The organism is Pseudomonas sp. 10B238 (assembly GCF_000970615.1).
GTDB lineage: Bacteria > Pseudomonadota > Gammaproteobacteria > Pseudomonadales > Pseudomonadaceae > Stutzerimonas.
Genome location: NZ_KQ033927.1, coordinates 364,622 through 381,161, shown reverse-complemented (window position 1 = coordinate 381,161; position 16,540 = coordinate 364,622). Strand labels below are relative to the sequence as shown.

Sequence of the window (16,540 nt, the reverse complement as noted above, 5' to 3'; positions counted from 1 at the left end):
GCTTTGGTGCGGGAAAGCAGTAGGCTTGCCGAAAGTAACAAATAATAACCAGAGGCCGCCGTATGAGCCCTAATCTGAGCCTGCACCGTAAGTTTGTCTCGCCCGAGATCGTGTTTGGTGCAGGCTGTCGGCATAGCGCCGGCAACTATGCGAAGAATTTTGGCGCGCGCAAGGTGCTGCTGGTGTCCGATCCGGGGGTTGTCGCTGCCGGATGGGTCGGCGATGTCCAGGCGAGCCTGGCACGACAGGGCATCGAGTTTCACTTGTTCACTCAGGTCTCGGCCAATCCTCGCTCCGAGGAAGTGATGCTCGGCGCCGAGGTGTATGGCAGCGAAGGTTGTAACGTCATCGTAGCGGTCGGTGGCGGGAGCCCGATGGATTGCGCCAAGGGCATCGGCATCGCGGTGGCCCACGGTCGCAATATCGTTGAGTTCGAGGGTGTCGATACGTTACGGGTGCCCAGCCCGCCGCTGATCCTGATCCCAACGACTGCCGGCACATCGGCCGATGTGTCGCAGTTCGTGATCATTTCCAACCAGTCCGAACGGATGAAGTTCTCCATCGTCAGCAAGGGCGCCGTACCGGACGTCTCGCTGATCGATCCGGAAACCACCCTCAGCATGGATCCGTTCCTGTCTGCCTGTACGGGTATTGACGCGCTGGTGCATGCCATCGAGGCCTTTGTTTCGACGGGCCATGGCCCGCTGACCGATCCTCACGCCTTGGAAGCGATGCGGCTGATCAACGGCCATCTGGTGGAAATGATCGCCAATCCGGCCGATATTCAACTGCGCGAAAAGATCATGCTCGGCAGCATGCAGGCCGGCCTGGCCTTCTCCAATGCGATTCTCGGCGCAGTGCATGCGATGTCTCACAGCCTTGGCGGATATCTGGATTTGCCGCATGGCCTGTGCAATGCGGTATTGGTCGAACATGTAGTGGCGTTCAACTACGATTCGGCGCCGGATCGCTTCAAGGTGGTGGCGGAAACCCTGGGCATAGACAGCCGCGGGCTGAGCCATCGGCAGATTCGTGAACGACTCATGCAACATCTGATCAGCCTCAAGCAGGCCATTGGCTTCAACGAAACGCTCGGCTTACACGGGGTGAATCTCTCCGACATCCCGTTCCTCTCGCAGCACGCAATGCAAGACCCTTGCATCCTGACCAACCCCCGTTCGTCGACCCAGCGCGATGTTGAAGTGGTCTATGCCGAAGCACTCTGAACAGGACGATGCCCTTGCCGGGCTGCTCGGGTTAGGCACTCATTCGGCCCGCAAAAGCCACTACCCCGAACTGGTCGCTCGCCTTGAAGAGCTGGAGGCCGAGCGCAACCGATACAAATGGCTGTTCGAACACGCCGTGCACGGCATTTTCCAGGCCAGCCTGCAGGAAGGTATTCGCGCAGCCAATCCGGCGCTGGCAAGGATGCTTGGTTACGAAAGCCCAGACGAAACGTTGTGGCGCCTGACCGACCTGTCACATCACCTGTTCATTGGTGGCGAAGACGAGCTTCGGCAGATTCGCCGTACCCTGACTACCCAGCAAGGCTTGTTCGGATATGAGACCCGTCTGCGGCGCAAGGACGGCAGCCCCATCGACGTCATGATGAACCTGCTGCTGAAGCCGGAAGAAGATGGCCTGGTTGAAGGCTTCGTTGCCGACATCACCGAGCGCAAGCTGGCGCAGATGCGCTTGCTACAGCTCAACGAACAGTTGGAACACCGGGTCGCCGAGCGCACCTGCGAGCTGCGCAAGGCCCGGGACGCGGCCGAGCAAGCCAACCACAGCAAGGACAAATATCTAGCCGCTGCCAGCCATGACCTGTTGCAGCCGCTCAATGCGGCGCGCCTTTTGATCTCGACATTGCGTGAGCGCGGCTTACCGGATGCCGAAGCGAACCTGGTGGAGCGAGCGCATCAGGCGCTCGAGGGCGCCGAAGACTTGCTGACTGATTTGCTGGACATCTCCAAACTGGATCAACAGGCGATCAAGCCCGACATCGAGGTTTATCGCCTCGACGAAGTGTTGTTGCCCCTCGTGTCCGAATTCCAGTCAGTAGCCGAAGCCGCAGGCCTTGGCTTCGATCATTACATCCCAGCGTATGCGCTAAGCAGCGATTTCCGGCTGCTGACACGCATTTTGCGCAACTTTCTCAGCAATGCCTGCCGCTACACCGATCAAGGCCGAGTGCTGCTAGGCGCTCGCAAACGCGGCGAACACCTGCGTATCGAGGTATGGGACACGGGGCGAGGCATCGAGTCGGATCAGATGCAGTCGATCTTCCTCGAGTTCAATCAGCTGGGTGTGCAGCGCGCCACCGAACGCGCCGGGGTCGGGCTCGGCCTGGCCATCGTCGATCGTATTGCCTCAATGCTGGCTTATCCGATTCAGGTGCGTTCTCAGTTGGGGCGAGGCTCTGTGTTCAGCATTGATGTACCGCTGGCCGATCTGCCGGAGCAGACGCCTGCCGAAGCGCCAATGCTGATGCCGGTACTTGGCAATCCGTTACCGGGCCGTCGCTTGCTGGTCCTGGATAACGAGCTGAGCATCCTGCACAGCATGGCCGCGTTGCTGGGGCAGTGGGGTTGCGAAGTATTGACTGCCACTGACCTAGAAGCGGCGTTGGCGGTGCTCGGCGGATCGCCGCCGGAGGTGATCCTCGCCGACTACCACCTCGATCAGGGTGTAACGGGATGGGACGTGGTCACTGCGCTGAGGCAACACTTTGCGCAGGCAATCCCAGCGGTCATGGTGACGGCCGATCGCAGTGACCAATGTCGCCGCCAGCTGCAAGGGTTTGGTGTCCCGGTGCTGAACAAACCCGTCAAGGCCGGGAAGCTGCGCTCAGTTCTGAGTCACTTGCTCAGCGACGGCCCCGCACGCACCGAAACCAGCTGAAGGAAGCGGAACAGGCTGCGCTCAACTGTCTTGCGGGGCTGCCTGATGACGACGGGGCAGGCCCATCGATATCAATGCGGCCAGCAGCACGAAGGCGCTCGATACCCATAAGCAGGCCTCAAGCCCATACGCTTGGTAGACCCAACCGGACAGCAGGGTGCCGACCAGCCGGCCCAGCGCGTTGGACATGTAATAGAAGCCGACGTCCAACGACACGCCGTCGGCCTTGGCATAGGACACGATGAGATAGCTGTGCAGCGACGAGTTTATGGCGAAGATCGTGCCAAACAGCAGTAAGCCCCCAAGCAGTACCGTCTGGGGCGACCACTCCGTACCCAGCCCTAGCGCTATTGCTGCCGGCAGGCCCGCCAACAGCAACGCCCAAACGAACGCCGAGCGGCCGTCCGGCACCTCACCACGGTTCTTGCCCGTGATAGCCGGAGCCAGCGACTGGACGATGCCGTATCCGATCACCCATAGCGCGAGAAAGCCGCCTACCTGCCAGAAATCCCAGCCAAATACGGCAGACAGATAGACCGGCAGCGCCACCACGAACCAGACATCACGCGCGCCGAACAGGAACAGCCTGGCTGCTGACAGAACGTTTATGGCTCGGCTCTTGGAAAGCAATTCGCGAAACTTCGGTTTCGCCTTGGCCTTGCCTAAGTCTTTTTTCAGCAGCACAAGACTGGAAACCCAGATCAGCGACAGCGCAGCGGCCATGACCAGCAAAGCCCCGCGGAAGCCGATAGCCGCAAGCAGGGCGCCGCCGAGGAAAAAGCCAACACCTTTGAGTGCGTTCTTCGATCCGGTCAGGACGGCCACCCACCGGTACAGTGTGCCTTGCTGGCCCTCAGGCACCAGGAGTTTGATTGAGCTCTTGGCGCTCATCTTGTTCAGGTCCTTGGCGATGCCTGACAACGCTTGCGCACCCATCACCCACGGAATCGTCAGCCATGTGGCGGGCACGGTGAGCATCAGCAACGCCACGACTTGCATGGCCAAGCCGATGTTCATGGTGCGATTGAGCCCAAGCCTTGCCCCCAGGTAGCCGCCGACCAGATTGGTAATGACACCGAACACTTCGTAGAAGAGAAACAGGGCCGCGATTTGCAACGGTGTGTAGCCGAGCGCGTGAAAATGCAACACGACCAGCATGCGCAGCGCGCCGTCGGTCAGGGTGAAAGCCCAATAATTACCGGTCACCAGCAGATACTGGCGAACCTCCGGTGCGAGGCGGGAGAGGGCGTGCATGATGGAGTCCCGTTGCGTTGTGGAATGAGCGCAAGGCCGCTGGAACCCCAGCGCCCTGCGTTCGGGTCAATCGGCCAGGCCCACCTTGCGTGCCAGTTCCACGGTGCGGTTGGCGTAACCCCACTCGTTGTCGTACCAGGCGTAGAGCTTCACCTGCGTGCCGTTGACGACCATGGTCGACAGGGCATCGATGATCGAGGAGCGTGGATCGGTGCGGTAATCGATTGAAACCAATGGGCGCTCTTCGTAACCGAGAATGCCCTTGAGCGGACCGTCGCTGGCCGCGGCGCTCAGAAGCTGATTAACCTCATCGACAGAGGTGGCTCGCTCGACTTCGAAAACGCAGTCGGTCAGTGAGGCGTTAGCCAGCGGGACCCGCACCGCATGGCCGTTGAGCTTGCCGCGCAGCTCGGGGAATATCTCCGCAATCGCCGTCGCCGAACCGGTAGTAGTCGGGATCAGGCTCATGCCCGAGGCTCGGGCGCGGCGCAGATCCTTGTGTGGCTGATCGAGGATGCTCTGGGTGTTGGTCAGGTCGTGGATGGTTGTGATCGAACCATGGCGGATGCCGAGGTGTTCATGGATGACCTTGACCACCGGTGCAAGGCAATTGGTGGTGCAGGAGGCCGCGGTAACGATCCGGTGCTGTGCCGGATCGTACAGCGCGTCATTAACCCCCATGACGATATTGAGCGCTCCGGCTTCCTTGACCGGCGCGCTGACCACAACACGCTTGACCCCCTGGTCCAGATAGCCCTGAAGCACGGCCACAGTCTTCATCTTGCCACTGGCTTCGATTACCAGATCGCAGCCGGACCAGTCGGTATCTGCAATGGCCTTGTTTGCAGTGACTCGGACGCGCTTGCCATCGACGACAACGCAGTCGCCGTCACTGCTCGCTTCGTGCTGCCAGCGGCCGTGCACCGAGTCGAAGTTCAGCAGGTGGGCGTGGGTGGCTGCGTCGCCGGCGGGATCGTTGATCTGGACGAACTCCAGCTCTGGCCAATCCCAGGCTGCGCGCAGTGCCAGACGTCCAATCCGGCCGAAGCCGTTGATACCAACTTTGATTGTCATGGTTGATTCCCCTAAGTCAGGCGCCGCGAGGCGCGAACATGATGATGGCCATGCCTAGCAAGGCGATGGCCGAACCCAGCAGATCCCAGCCGGTAGGCCTGATGCCGTCGACGATCCACAGCCAGACGATTGCAGCGCCGATGTAAACGCCGCCATAGGCGGCATACACACGTCCTGCGGCTGTCGGGTGCAGCGATAACAGCCAGGCAAACAGCACCAGTGATGCCGCAGCAGGTACCAGCAGCCAGGCGCTTTTGCCTTGACGAAGCCACAGGTAGGGCAGATAGCAGCCGACGATCTCGGCGAGTGCCGTGATGGCGAACAAGCCAAAGGTCTTCAGCATCAGATCAGTCGCCACATTGTGCGAGCCAGCCAAACATGGACCTCGTTTAGCCTGGTGCCACGAGCCCTGAGGCATGGTGCGAAATTCAAGCGAGCTGTGCGCTCCTGAATACCGAGAACCTCATTGGCATGCGGCATGGTTGACCTTCCTGGCTTCAAATCGAGCGTTGGTTGACACGCGCTGACAGAGCTTCGGCCGATTCCTTGCGCTCCGAGTAGCGATCGACAAGGTAGCCGCCGCGGCCACGCACCAACAGCGTGAACTTGATCAGTTCCTCCATCACGTCTACGACCCGGTCGTAATACGCCGACGGTTTCATTCGACCGGCGTCGTCGAACTCCAGAAACGCCTTGGGTACCGATGACTGGTTGGGGATCGTGACCATGCGCATCCAGCGGCCCAATACGCGCATCTGATTCACCGCGTTGAAGGATTGCGAGCCACCACAGACCTGCATCAGCGCGAGCGTCTTGCCCTGTGTCGGGCGGACCGCCCCCATGCTAAGCGGCACCCAATCTATCTGCGCCTTGAACACCGCGCTCATCGCCCCGTGACGTTCCGGCGAGCACCACACCTGACCTTCGGACCAAATAACCAGATCGCGAAGCTCCTGGACCTTCGGGTGAGACTCCGGGGCGTCGTCAGGCAGTGGCAGGCCGGAGGGGTCGAAGATCCGCGTCTCGCAACCCATTGCCTCCAACAGGCGCGCGGCTTCTTGGCTCATCAAGCGGCTGAATGAGCGTTCACGGTTCGAGCCATACAGCAACAGAATGCGTGGCTTGTGTTCCAGATCGTTCGGCAGGCCGAGCTTTTCCAGGCTGGGCAGGTCGAGGCGCTCGGAATCGATATTGGGCAAATCGTCGTTCATGTGTGTTCTCGCATCAGGGTGCCGATACGCGCCAAGTCATCTTTGAGGGCGCTTGCATCAAACCGGTCGAGGGGAGGAGGGCGAGCGACGCCGCGATCCGTGCTTCGATGATCGACAGCGTGTCGTACAGTGCGCGCGTTACCGCTGACTCAGCCACAGGCTGTCGCTCGGCCAGGCCGATCGCGCATGCGTTCAAGGCGCTCAGCGTCGGGGCTCAACCATCGTTTATTGGCATTAAGAATGACTTGCAGCACATCGTGTACCCAATCGGGCAGGTGCGGGTGCAAGCGGTAGTACACCCACTGGCCTTGGCGCCGATCCTCAAGGATGGCGCAGCTTCTCAGTTGGGATAGGTGCCTCGAAACCTTCGGCTGGCTTTCCTCGAGCGCAGTAGTCAGCTCACAAACACACAATTCACCCTCGCTTGCGATGAGCAAGGTCATGCGCGCTCGGGTTTCGTCGGAGAGGCATTTGAAAACCGTGTCTGGCGTTAGATGTTCGATCATGAATTTCACGGTTTGAGCAAGGTGATTGACATGGAGCATTCCCCAGCCAGGAAAAGGCGAATATATTGTTCCGCGTATATGCTGTAAAGCGAATATGCTCAGATAAATCTGCTGAGCAGAGCGTCATGCTGGCTGAGCTCCTGCAAAGAAATGCCGTGTCCGCGAAGTGAGATATATTGAGGTGAACGTACTGACTGACGACCGCGCTGAACCGGCTGATCCTGACGTAATCCTGGTCGGAGGCGGGCAGTCAGCTTTGGCGACTGCGTATTTCCTGCGTCGCACGAACCGATCATTCTTGATCCTGGACGACCAGGAGCGGGCTGGCGGGGCCTGGCTGCATGGCTGGTCGTCGCTAAGACTGTTCTCGCCTGCGGCCTGGAGCTCGATTGCGGGCTGGCAGATGCCGAGCCCGCAGACGGATACACCGACCCGCGACGACGTGATCGACTATTTGTCGCGCTATGAACAGCGGTACCAATTTCCTATCGTGCGCCCGGTCCATGTCAGATCGGTTACCAGGATCGGTGATCAGCTCGAGGTGCGCGCTGCGGATCGAACGTGGCGTTGCCGAGCGCTGGTCAGTGCGACCGGCACCTGGCGCCAGCCTGTTGTGCCGGAATACGCGGGCCGAGAGCTGTATCAGGGGCTGCAGATACACTCTGCCCATTATGTGAATGCAGAGCCGTTTGTGGGCAAGCGGGTAATGGTGGTCGGAGGCGGCAATTCCGGCGCGCAGATTCTCGCCGAACTATCGCTCGTAGCCGAGACGATATGGATTACCCAGCAGGAGCCCGCATTCCTGCCTGATGACGTTGATGGACGCGTTCTGTTCGAGCGTGCCACCGAACGCTGGAGAGCGCAGCAAGAAGGTCGCAGCGTTGAGGATCCAACCGGCGGGTTTGGTGAGATTGTCATGGTCGAGCCCGTCAAAGACGCCCGCGCACGGGGCGTATTAGCGGCGCAGCGACCGTTTGCTCGCTTTACGGCAAGCGGGGTCGAATGGGATGACGGGCATTACGAGCAGATCGATGCGGTAGTTTGGTGCACCGGTTTCAAACCCGCGTTAGCCCACCTCGACGGCCTGGGCGTCATCGAACCGGATGGCAGAGTTGAGGTAGACGGAACCCGATCGGTGAAGCAGCCCAACCTGTGGCTAATGGGGTATGGCGACTGGACAGGGCCCGCGTCAGCCACATTGATAGGGGTGACGCGCTATGCGCGAGCCACCGTCGAGCAGATTGACCAGATGCTGGCGGAGCCGTCATCCACGCCAGTGCTTTAGAACCCTCCGAAAGTTGAGGTGCGAGGAGCTTGATGTCTACTCAATGCGAAACCATAGGAAAAAAGGCTGCAGGTGCGCCGATCGGTTTCTTCGAGCGATACCTAACCCTTTGGGTCTTTCTCTGCATCATCGCTGGGACGCTCATTGGTCTATTTGCCCCGGAGGCTTCACAGACGGTTGGCGCGATGGAGCTGGCCAAAGTGAACATCCCGGTTGGGGTGCTGATCTGGGTGATGATTATCCCGATGTTGATGAAGATCGACTTCGGTGCACTCCATGAAGTCTTTGAGCACCGCGCGGGAATGGGTGTGACCTTGCTCGTGAATTGGGCGATCAAGCCGTTCACCATGGCGTTTCTTGCCTGGCTGTTTCTCCGGCATGTCTTCGCCGACTGGCTACCGGCAGACCAGATCGATAGCTACGTTGCCGGGCTAATTCTGCTCGGTGCGGCGCCCTGCACGGCCATGGTGTTTGTCTGGAGCAACCTGTGTAACGGCAACGCCAACTTCACGCTTACGCAAGTGGCAGTCAACGACCTGATAATGGTGTTCGCCTTTGCGCCCATCGTGGCGTTGCTGCTGGGCGTCTCCTCGATTCCTGTGCCCTGGGACACGCTGATCCTTTCTGTCGTGATGTACATCGTCATTCCGCTGACGATCGCTCAGCTCATCCGCAGCCGCCTTCGCAGAGGGGGTGAAGACAGGTTTCACGAAGCCTTGGCACGCATTCAGCCGTTCTCGATCATGGCCCTGCTGGCGACGCTGGTGCTGCTGTTCTCTTTCCAGGGCGAAGCAATTGTCGAACAACCACTGGTGATCGCCATGCTGGCGGTGCCGATCCTGCTGCAAACGCTCGTAATTGCCGCATTGGGTTACTGGCTCAACCGACAGCTGAAAGTGCGCCATGACATCGCGGGGCCGTCCGCCATGATCGGCGCGTCGAATTTTTTCGAGCTCGCTGTGGCGGTCGCTATCGTTCTATACGGTTTCAACTCGGGAGCTGCCTTGGCGACGGTCGTCGGTGTGCTCATCGAGGTGCCGGTGATGCTTTGGCTGGTTCGTACCGTCAACAAAAGCCGAAGCTGGTATGAACAGGCGCTGCCGCAAGGCTGATGGGAGAAGCAAGTGGATGCTTTTAAGTGGCTCAATGACCAGCTGTTACGCATGGACTGGCTTTCCTATCTGGTGCGTTTACTGGTCGAGGAAGTGTTCGGACTAGACTTGGCTAGCCGCCTAGGTGGCAGCCTGCACTTCTTCATATATGACGTAATCAAGATTTTCATTCTGCTGTCAGCTTTGATCTTCCTGATTTCGTGGATACAAAGTTACTTTCCACCGGAACGCACCCGGCGGATTCTCGGCGGCATGCATGGTTATAAGGCAAACCTCACAGGGGCATTGCTTGGGACGGTCACGCCTTTTTGCTCCTGCTCGTCGATCCCGTTGTTCATCGGCTTTACCAGTTCCGGGCTGCCGCTGGCCGTGACCTTCTCCTTTCTCATTTCCTCGCCGCTGGTGGACCTGGCCTCGATGATCCTGTTGGCAAGCGTGTTCAATTGGTCCATCGCGCTGGCTTACGTAGTGGTCGGCATCATCCTGGCGGTAGTTGGCGGGACGCTGATTGGTAAGGCGCAAATGGAACAGTACGTCGAAGCCTTCGTAACCCAGCACAAGGTGCTCGAGCTTCCGGCAGAGCAACTGACACTGCGCGATCGACTCGCCTATGCACGCGATCAGGTCAGCGAAATCGCCCAAAGAGTCTGGCTTTACGTACTGTCTGGGGTCGGCGTTGGCGCGGCGATACACAACTGGATTCCAGAAGACGTGATCACTGCCGCCATAGGGCAGGACCACTGGTGGTCGGTGCCGCTGGCCGCGCTCGTCGGTGTGCCGATGTATGCCGACATTTTTGGCACCCTGCCTATTGCAGAGGCGCTGGTCGGAAAAGGTGTCGGTATTGGCACTGTGCTCGCGTTCATGATGGCGGTTACTGCGCTCTCCCTACCGTCCCTCATCATGCTAAAAAAGGTCGTGAAGGCGCCGCTGCTGGCACTTTTTTTCGGCATTGTGATAGTCGGAATCATGCTAATCGGCTATCTCTTCAACAGCTTCAGTTACCTGCTCCTCTGACCCATCCAGGAATCATTCCATGATCATCAAGATCCTTGGTACCGGCTGTAAGAAGTGCGTTGCACTCACCGAAAATACTCAACAAGCCGTCTGCAACCTCGGTATCGAGGCACAGATCGACAAGGTCACCGATGTCGCGGAGATAGCCGCTCACGGGGTTATGTCGACTCCAGCTCTGGCCGTTGACGATAAAGTGGTGTCGATGGGGAAGGTGCTGACACCAGGGGAAATCGAGCGACTGCTGAAGGCTCGCTGAGCTGAGGAGTTGCTCATGGTTGATTCGCGCGTTCTCCCGGCTTACCTCGCGGGTCGTGCGGGCCGGTCTGAGTCCTGCCGCGCCACAGCTAGCTGCCCTGAACGCTGAGCAGCAGGACCGAATAGCCGACCGAGCCGAGTAGAAAGGCACTGAAGCGGCTGTCGCGCTCTTCGGGTAGTTCCTCTTTCAGAACGTTCAGTATGATCGATCCACCTACGAATGCCGTCAGTGCCGAAACGGCGAGCTCCGAAATCTCGGTAGCAAGGCCTAGCGTCCAGCCGGCAAGCGGCATCGCAGCGAGGAGCCAGCGACCGCGACGCCTGAATAAACCCTTGTGATCACTCTGAAGGGCGAAGTCATTGACCAGGAAATGCAGACTCATCGCGACGCAATAGAGCATCAGTGTCGTCAGGCTACTGTTCTCACCTTGAATCAACAGGTAACCGATCAGCCCGTTGTATACCGCAAACGCGCCAATGTGTAGCCAGAACACACCGGCATGGGGCTCCTGATCCGCTGGGAGACGACGGCGATGCACTTTGATCAGACGCTCGACGCCATAGAAGGTGGCCAACCCAAGCAACGCCAACAGCCAGACATGATGCTCAAGATAGCTGAGCAACCACCAGTCGCTTCCGTCCAACACTTCCTGGCCACGAGCCAGCTCTGGCAGCAGATGAACAAACACGTAAGCCACCGAAACTCCGCCAGCCATGGAGAGCCATCGGCTGCGAGGAAGACGGTTGAGCTGACGCAGACGTCCAGCAAACACATGAACTGACGCCAAAACGAAGGCTGCGACTAAGCTGCTAATCAAGAGCGATATCGCCTATTGATAGGGTTGCGATCAATAAGACAGACTTCGCTCCACCGACACACGTTCACCTTAATGTCTCGTCGTTAGGTAGGATCGGTGATGGCTCTGTGCCACTTTGCGATGTATGGTCTGGGTAAGGCAGCAAATTTTTTGTTAAAGTTCGCTGCTTACGAAGCGAGCAGTCAGCCAGCTTCAGATTTGTACAGAACGAGGTGTCTGCTTGATTAGGGTGCTTGTGGTCGATGACCACGATCTGGTACGCACAGGCATTTCCCGCATGCTTGCCGATATCGACGGCCTGCAAGTGGTAGGTCAGGCGGAATCCGGTGAGGTGGCGATCAAGAAGTCCCGCGACCTCAAGCCAGACGTTGTGTTGATGGACGTCAAGATGCCAGGCATCGGCGGCCTCGAGGCGACGCGTAAGCTGCTGCGTAGCAACCCGGACCTCAAGGTCATTGCGGTCACGATCTGCGAAGAAGATCCTTTTCCTACCCGACTGCTCCAGGCCGGTGCCGCCGGCTACCTGACCAAAGGTGCCGCACTGGATGAAATGATTCAGGCAATCCGGATGGTTTTTGCCGGCCAGCGGTACATTAGCCCCCAGATCGCCCAGCAACTCGCACTGAAGTCCTTTCAGCCCAAGGTTAACGGTTCTCCTTTCGACCTGCTGTCCGAACGGGAGATCCAGATCGCGCTGATGATCGCGAACTGTCAGAAGGTCCAGGCTATTTCCGACAAACTCTGTTTGTCGCCCAAGACCGTCAATACCTATCGCTATCGCATCTACGAAAAGCTCTCGATCACCAGTGACGTCGAGCTGGCGTTGTTGGCTGTCCGACACGGCATGGTCGACACCATCAACTGATGAGTGGCTTTGATTCCTCAGCGTTCCTTGCTTCTTGCAGTGGACGTCCCGGTGTCTACCGGATGTTCGACGCCGAAGCCAAGCTGCTCTATGTCGGGAAAGCGAAGAATCTTAAGAAGCGCCTGGCCAGTTATTTCCGTAAAGTCGGGCAAGCGCCGAAAACGGCCGCGCTCGTGGCCAGGATCGCCCAGGTCGAAACAACGATCACGGCCAACGAAACAGAAGCGCTGCTGCTCGAGCAAACGCTCATCAAGCAATGGCGGCCGCCATACAACATCCTGCTACGCGACGATAAGTCGTATCCCTATGTGTTTCTTTCAAGTGGCGATTTTCCTCGGCTCAGCATCCACCGTGGCGCCAAGAAAGAGATCGGCCGTTATTTCGGCCCGTATCCAAGTGCCGGCGCGATTCGTGAAAGCCTGAGCTTGTTGCAGAAAGCTTTTTTCGTACGCCAGTGTGAAGACAGCTATTACCGAAATCGCACCCGTCCATGCCTGCAGTATCAGATCAAGCGTTGCAAGGCTCCATGCGTAAACCTCGTTGACGCGGAAGAATATGCCGAAGACGTTCGTCATTCGGTCATGTTTCTGGAAGGGCGCAGCAATGCCCTGGCGGAGGAGCTTTCCAAGAACATGGAAAAGGCCGCTATGGAACTTAATTTCGAGCGTGCCGCGGAGATACGGGACCAGATTGGCATCCTGCGACGCGTCCAGGACCAGCAGAGCATGGAGGGTGGCAGCGGCAACGTTGACATCGTCTCCGCCGTAGTGAGCCCGGGTGGCGCCTGCGTTCATCTAATCAGCGTGCGCAGCGGTCGAGTACTGGGCAGCAAGAATTTCTTTCCTCAGGTTGCCATCGAAGAAAGCGTCAGCGACGTGCTCCAAGCGTTCCTGGAACAGTATTACCTCAGCTCCATGGAGCGCGATCTGCCCTCCGAGCTGATCGTCAATGCGGTACATGAAGACTTCCAAACCCTGATTAGCGCGGTTTCCGAGCTGCGTGACGTCGAGTTGATCATTACCTATCGAGTTCGCGGTACTCGGGCGCGTTGGCAACAGCTGGCGCTAACCAACGCCGAACAAGCGCTCGGCGCGAGATTGGCGAGCCGTCAGCACCTGGCTGCACGGTTCCAGGCACTCGCTGAGGCGTTGGATATGGATGAGCAGCCGAGCCGGCTGGAATGTTTCGACATCAGCCACTCCAGTGGCGAAGCGACCGTCGCATCCTGTGTGGTTTTCGGCCCGGAAGGGCCACTGAAGTCCGACTACCGGCGCTACAACATCGAAGGCGTCACTGCTGGTGACGATTATGCGGCGATGCACCAGGCGCTCTCGCGCCGCTTTAAGAAAGCCGCCGAGGGGGAGGGCAAGCTGCCCGACATCCTGCTGGTGGACGGCGGTAAGGGCCAGATGAACATGGCTCGCGAAGTGCTACAGGAGCTGGCAGTGCCTGACTTGATTTTGTTGGGCGTGGCGAAGGGCGTTACCCGCAAGCCGGGTCTCGAGACGCTGTACCTGAACGATGCAGCACATGAATTTACATTGCCGGGCGATTCACCTGCGCTCCATCTGATCCAACAGGTGCGCGACGAAGCCCACCGTTTCGCAATCACCGGTCACAGAGCGCGGAGAGGAAAAGCGCGTACAACCTCGACTTTGGAAGGTGTGCCTGGCATCGGACCGAAACGCCGTCGAGAACTGCTCAAGCACTTCGGTGGTCTTCAAGAACTCAGCCGTGCGAGCCTTGACGAAATCGCCAAGGCTCCAAGTATCAGTAAAAAGCTTGCCGAGTCGATTTATGCCGCTCTGCACAGTGAGTAGAATCCCCTCCTAAATCCGCGGACCAGTGGTATCGATGAACATCCCAAACATTCTCACCGTGCTACGCGTACTGCTGATACCGATCATCATCCTGTTGTTCTATTTGCCTTTTAAGTGGAGTTATCTGGCCGCAAGCGCCGTTTTCGCCATCGCCGCCGTCACTGACTGGCTGGACGGATACCTCGCTCGTAAACTTCAACAGAGCACACCCTTCGGCGCTTTTCTTGATCCGGTCGCGGACAAGCTGATGGTTGCCGTGGCCCTGGTTCTGCTGGTCGAGGAACATTCGAACCTTTGGCTGACCCTGCCGGCCGCGATCATCATCGGCCGGGAGATCGTGATTTCAGCGCTGCGCGAATGGATGGCAGAACTGGGCGCTCGAGCGCAGGTGGCGGTGTCCAATCTGGGCAAGTGGAAGACAGCAGCACAAATGGTGGCGCTCATCATCCTGCTCGCCAATCCTCCGCTGACGACCGTCTGGGTTGGATTGGGGTATGCGTTGCTCATAGTCGCCGCAGGACTGACACTGTGGTCGATGGTGAATTACCTGATGGCCGCCTGGCCCCATCTCAGCCCTACGGAAAAGAAATAAAAACTTTTTTAATCAAGGGCTTGACGGGGCGTCCTGAAACTATAAAATGGCGCCCGTCACCAAGACGATGCGGGAATAGCTCAGTTGGTAGAGCACGACCTTGCCAAGGTCGGGGTCGCGAGTTCGAGTCTCGTTTCCCGCTCCAGTTTGTTGACGATGACGCCGCTGCATGCGGCGTTATCGTTTTGAGGCCGGTTGGCAGAGTGGTTATGCAGCGGATTGCAAATCCGTGTACGCCGGTTCGATTCCGACATCGGCCTCCAGTAATAAAGAAACCGCAGGCGAAAGCTTGCGGTTTTTTTATGCGTTCAATATGAGTTCAATTTGTAGCTCGCCAAACTTTCGCGTTATCTGACTAGCGTCATTGGCGAAACGCATCCGCTCTAACTCGGAACTGTAGCGCCTCGGGCGGTGACTGAAACATAGAGAGTCTGTTTAGGGGACGTCTATGTCAGATGTAATGAGCTACCTCGCAATTGCGCTTGCCGGCATCGTTATCGTGCTGGATCTGTTAGCAATCATCAGTGTATTCAAAAGTGATCGAAGCGTAGGGGCGAAAGCACTATGGGCGCTGGGCATCGCTATCTTTCCAATACTCGGACTGGTGTTCTGGCTGATCGTCGGTGTTCGCCGTCGGCATTGAATCGACGACGTTGAGCTATTGGTCCATGCCCGCTAAGCCCTATATAGACGCGCCGTTGTGCCGTTCGGGTTGCGCCTTGACCAGAGCCTCGTTATAGTCCTGCGCCGCGATTGTGATCGCGCATCACCGTCCCGCCCGGATGGCGAAACTGGTAGACGCAAGGGACTTAAAATCCCTCATCCGAAAGGGTATGCGGGTTCGATTCCCGCTCCGGGCACCATCGGGACACACTGATACCTTGGTATCTAAACCGGCCATCGCAGCCGGTTTTTTCGTTTTGAGCCTCAATCCCCGACGCCATTGGCGCATTGCATGTGACCAGTGGCAATGCATCTTCGTGAACGCGAGACCGTCTCACTCCTCTTATCTGTAAGCATTCGCTGCGCGAAGGAGATCAAGAGATGGGCAACAAACCAGATGATCTATCGACCCAGAATAACGATGCATCAAGGTCTGAACGTGTTCCGATAGATGACGTGATCGTCCCTGGCTCGCCACCGCCACTAGGATCCGAGCGGACGGATGTCAACCCTGGCGGCGAAGCCGGAGTGGACGAGCTACCGCAAAATGACGGCACTACACCACGAAACAATCCCAAGGAAGGGCAGGTGATGGGCGGTGTGCCTGACATCGATCCAGATAGTGCAGAACTGGATGACGCGCCGAACCCACGTTAGTAATCGCGCAATAAAAAGCCCCGCACGAGGCGGGGCTGTAGGCGTCTAGCCAGTCGTTCCGTTGTCCTTTGATTCGCATGCCTGCGAATGGTCCTTTTCGGGCCTCCCTGTCCCGCTGCGCCTCCTGCGCTACTGGTGAACAGAGTAGGGGAGGCACGAGCAAAGCGAAATCATCTAACTTCACCGCTGTGGGTCAGCCAAAGCTTACGCGCAGTAGGCGATCAACGCATCGGTGTAGCAAATCGAGCGAGACATTCAGCTAATGTTCAAAAACACTTATCGCATCAGCCTTACCGTAGGAGCCGTACTGACACTGGTTGGCTGCAGTGGTTTTGAGACCGTATCGCCAGCGCAGCCGTCCGATGAGTACGTTTTCGCCTGCGACAAGGCCGGCCAAGCAGGTTGCAGGACTCGCGCGGATGAAATCTGCCCAGGAGGCTACGACACGCTCAGCAGTGAGGAAGATTTTGAACGAAAGGAAATGCGAGTCAGATGCCTAGGCGGCGTCAA

Annotated in this window: 17 protein-coding genes and 3 tRNA genes; 14 read left to right on the top strand and 6 right to left on the bottom strand. The window is 58.2% G+C overall.

The window, feature by feature from the left end; all coding sequences use genetic code 11:
* Positions 1–62 precede the first annotated feature (62 nt).
* Both ercA and RT21_RS01635 read left to right on the top strand, forming a co-directional pair.
* A complete protein-coding gene (ercA, locus tag RT21_RS01640) occupies positions 63–1,226 on the top strand; it encodes an alcohol dehydrogenase-like regulatory protein ErcA (RefSeq protein WP_045427226.1) in 1,164 nt (387 codons plus the stop codon).
* The gene (locus RT21_RS01635; RefSeq protein WP_046161314.1) at positions 1,210–2,901 is read left to right on the top strand and encodes a PAS domain-containing hybrid sensor histidine kinase/response regulator; all 1,692 of its coding nucleotides are present in this window, start codon (positions 1,210–1,212) and stop codon (positions 2,899–2,901) included. The genes ercA and RT21_RS01635 overlap by 17 nt, the downstream gene beginning before the upstream one ends.
* Before the next feature lie 21 nt (positions 2,902–2,922).
* On the opposite strand, the gene arsJ is transcribed toward RT21_RS01635, so the two are convergent.
* The 5 genes from arsJ to RT21_RS23125 all read right to left on the bottom strand — a co-directional run bounded on the left by arsJ (position 2,923) and on the right by RT21_RS23125 (position 6,946).
* Positions 2,923–4,155 carry an organoarsenical effux MFS transporter ArsJ gene (gene arsJ, locus RT21_RS01630; protein WP_046161313.1) on the bottom strand — a complete coding sequence of 411 codons (1,233 nt, stop codon included), beginning with the start codon at positions 4,153–4,155 and terminating at the stop codon, positions 2,923–2,925.
* 66 nt (positions 4,156–4,221) lie between these two features.
* Positions 4,222–5,229: an ArsJ-associated glyceraldehyde-3-phosphate dehydrogenase gene (locus RT21_RS01625; protein WP_046161312.1), complete on the bottom strand. Its 1,008-nt coding sequence runs from the start codon at positions 5,227–5,229 to the stop codon at positions 4,222–4,224.
* A gap of 16 nt (positions 5,230–5,245) precedes the next feature.
* The gene (locus tag RT21_RS01620; protein ID WP_045431817.1) at positions 5,246–5,572 is read right to left on the bottom strand and encodes a YnfA family protein; all 327 of its coding nucleotides are present in this window, start codon (positions 5,570–5,572) and stop codon (positions 5,246–5,248) included.
* A 154-nt stretch (positions 5,573–5,726) separates the two neighbouring features.
* Positions 5,727–6,440: an arsenical resistance protein ArsH gene (arsH, locus tag RT21_RS01615; protein ID WP_046161311.1), complete on the bottom strand. Its 714-nt coding sequence runs from the start codon at positions 6,438–6,440 to the stop codon at positions 5,727–5,729.
* 149 nt (positions 6,441–6,589) lie between these two features.
* Complete coding sequence (locus RT21_RS23125; protein WP_081262973.1) at positions 6,590–6,946, bottom strand: metalloregulator ArsR/SmtB family transcription factor; 357 nt, start codon at positions 6,944–6,946, stop codon at positions 6,590–6,592.
* A gap of 190 nt (positions 6,947–7,136) precedes the next feature.
* Between RT21_RS23125 and RT21_RS01605 the strand changes: the two genes are divergently transcribed.
* The 4 genes from RT21_RS01605 to RT21_RS01590 are packed head-to-tail and all read left to right on the top strand — an operon-like array spanning position 7,137 to position 10,616.
* Entirely contained in the window at positions 7,137–8,231 is a 1,095-nt protein-coding gene (locus RT21_RS01605; protein WP_046161449.1) for an ArsO family NAD(P)H-dependent flavin-containing monooxygenase, read from the top strand.
* Positions 8,232–8,263: 32 nt separating this feature from the next.
* Entirely contained in the window at positions 8,264–9,343 is a 1,080-nt protein-coding gene (gene arsB, locus RT21_RS01600) for an ACR3 family arsenite efflux transporter (RefSeq protein WP_046161309.1), read from the top strand.
* A gap of 12 nt (positions 9,344–9,355) precedes the next feature.
* Positions 9,356–10,360 (top strand): permease, encoded by a 1,005-nt coding sequence (locus RT21_RS01595; RefSeq protein ID WP_082082087.1) that lies wholly within the window; start codon positions 9,356–9,358, stop codon positions 10,358–10,360.
* 19 nt (positions 10,361–10,379) lie between these two features.
* Entirely contained in the window at positions 10,380–10,616 is a 237-nt protein-coding gene (locus RT21_RS01590) for a thioredoxin family protein (protein WP_046161308.1), read from the top strand.
* 88 nt (positions 10,617–10,704) lie between these two features.
* On the opposite strand, the gene RT21_RS01585 is transcribed toward RT21_RS01590, so the two are convergent.
* Complete coding sequence (locus RT21_RS01585; RefSeq protein ID WP_046161447.1) at positions 10,705–11,430, bottom strand: membrane protein; 726 nt, start codon at positions 11,428–11,430, stop codon at positions 10,705–10,707.
* Between the two features lie 223 nt (positions 11,431–11,653).
* Here RT21_RS01585 and uvrY point away from each other — a divergent pair, with 223 nt between their 5' ends.
* The 8 genes from uvrY to RT21_RS01545 all read left to right on the top strand — a co-directional run bounded on the left by uvrY (position 11,654) and on the right by RT21_RS01545 (position 16,030).
* Positions 11,654–12,298: a response regulator transcription factor GacA gene (gene uvrY / locus RT21_RS01580; protein WP_046161307.1), complete on the top strand. Its 645-nt coding sequence runs from the start codon at positions 11,654–11,656 to the stop codon at positions 12,296–12,298.
* Positions 12,298–14,118 (top strand): excinuclease ABC subunit UvrC, encoded by a 1,821-nt coding sequence (gene uvrC / locus RT21_RS01575; RefSeq protein ID WP_371263591.1) that lies wholly within the window; start codon positions 12,298–12,300, stop codon positions 14,116–14,118. Before uvrY ends, uvrC begins: the two co-directional genes overlap by 1 nt.
* A 34-nt stretch (positions 14,119–14,152) precedes the next feature.
* Entirely contained in the window at positions 14,153–14,710 is a 558-nt protein-coding gene (gene pgsA, locus RT21_RS01570) for a CDP-diacylglycerol--glycerol-3-phosphate 3-phosphatidyltransferase (RefSeq protein WP_045427251.1), read from the top strand.
* Positions 14,711–14,779: 69 nt separating this feature from the next.
* Positions 14,780–14,855, top strand: a tRNA-Gly gene (locus tag RT21_RS01565).
* A gap of 44 nt (positions 14,856–14,899) precedes the next feature.
* Positions 14,900–14,973 (top strand) — tRNA-Cys (locus RT21_RS01560).
* Positions 14,974–15,158: 185 nt separating this feature from the next.
* A complete protein-coding gene (locus RT21_RS01555; protein ID WP_046161305.1) occupies positions 15,159–15,353 on the top strand; it encodes a PLDc N-terminal domain-containing protein in 195 nt (64 codons plus the stop codon).
* Between the two features lie 133 nt (positions 15,354–15,486).
* A tRNA-Leu gene (locus RT21_RS01550) sits at positions 15,487–15,573 on the top strand.
* Positions 15,574–15,754: 181 nt separating this feature from the next.
* Positions 15,755–16,030, top strand: a complete 276-nt coding sequence (locus RT21_RS01545) for a hypothetical protein (protein WP_234463638.1) — start codon at positions 15,755–15,757, stop codon at positions 16,028–16,030.
* The last annotated feature ends 510 nt before the right edge of the window (positions 16,031–16,540 follow it).

Bases quoted from the DNA above. Each gene is read 5' to 3' on its own strand.
- uvrC (WP_371263591.1), top strand. From the start codon at position 12,298: ATGAGTGGCTTTGATTCCTCAGCGTTCCTTGCTTCTTGCAGTGGACGT.
- arsB (WP_046161309.1), top strand. From the start codon at position 8,264: ATGTCTACTCAATGCGAAACCATAGGAAAAAAGGCTGCAGGTGCGCCG.
- RT21_RS23125 (WP_081262973.1), bottom strand. From the start codon at position 6,946: ATGATCGAACATCTAACGCCAGACACGGTTTTCAAATGCCTCTCCGAC.
- RT21_RS01635 (WP_046161314.1), top strand. From the start codon at position 1,210: ATGCCGAAGCACTCTGAACAGGACGATGCCCTTGCCGGGCTGCTCGGG.
- arsH (WP_046161311.1), bottom strand. From the start codon at position 6,440: ATGAACGACGATTTGCCCAATATCGATTCCGAGCGCCTCGACCTGCCC.
- RT21_RS01590 (WP_046161308.1), top strand. From the start codon at position 10,380: ATGATCATCAAGATCCTTGGTACCGGCTGTAAGAAGTGCGTTGCACTC.
- RT21_RS01555 (WP_046161305.1), top strand. From the start codon at position 15,159: ATGTCAGATGTAATGAGCTACCTCGCAATTGCGCTTGCCGGCATCGTT.
- RT21_RS01625 (WP_046161312.1), bottom strand. From the start codon at position 5,229: ATGACAATCAAAGTTGGTATCAACGGCTTCGGCCGGATTGGACGTCTG.
- pgsA (WP_045427251.1), top strand. From the start codon at position 14,153: ATGAACATCCCAAACATTCTCACCGTGCTACGCGTACTGCTGATACCG.
- RT21_RS01620 (WP_045431817.1), bottom strand. From the start codon at position 5,572: ATGCTGAAGACCTTTGGCTTGTTCGCCATCACGGCACTCGCCGAGATC.
- RT21_RS01545 (WP_234463638.1), top strand. From the start codon at position 15,755: ATGGGCAACAAACCAGATGATCTATCGACCCAGAATAACGATGCATCA.
- arsJ (WP_046161313.1), bottom strand. From the start codon at position 4,155: ATGCACGCCCTCTCCCGCCTCGCACCGGAGGTTCGCCAGTATCTGCTG.
- ercA (WP_045427226.1), top strand. From the start codon at position 63: ATGAGCCCTAATCTGAGCCTGCACCGTAAGTTTGTCTCGCCCGAGATC.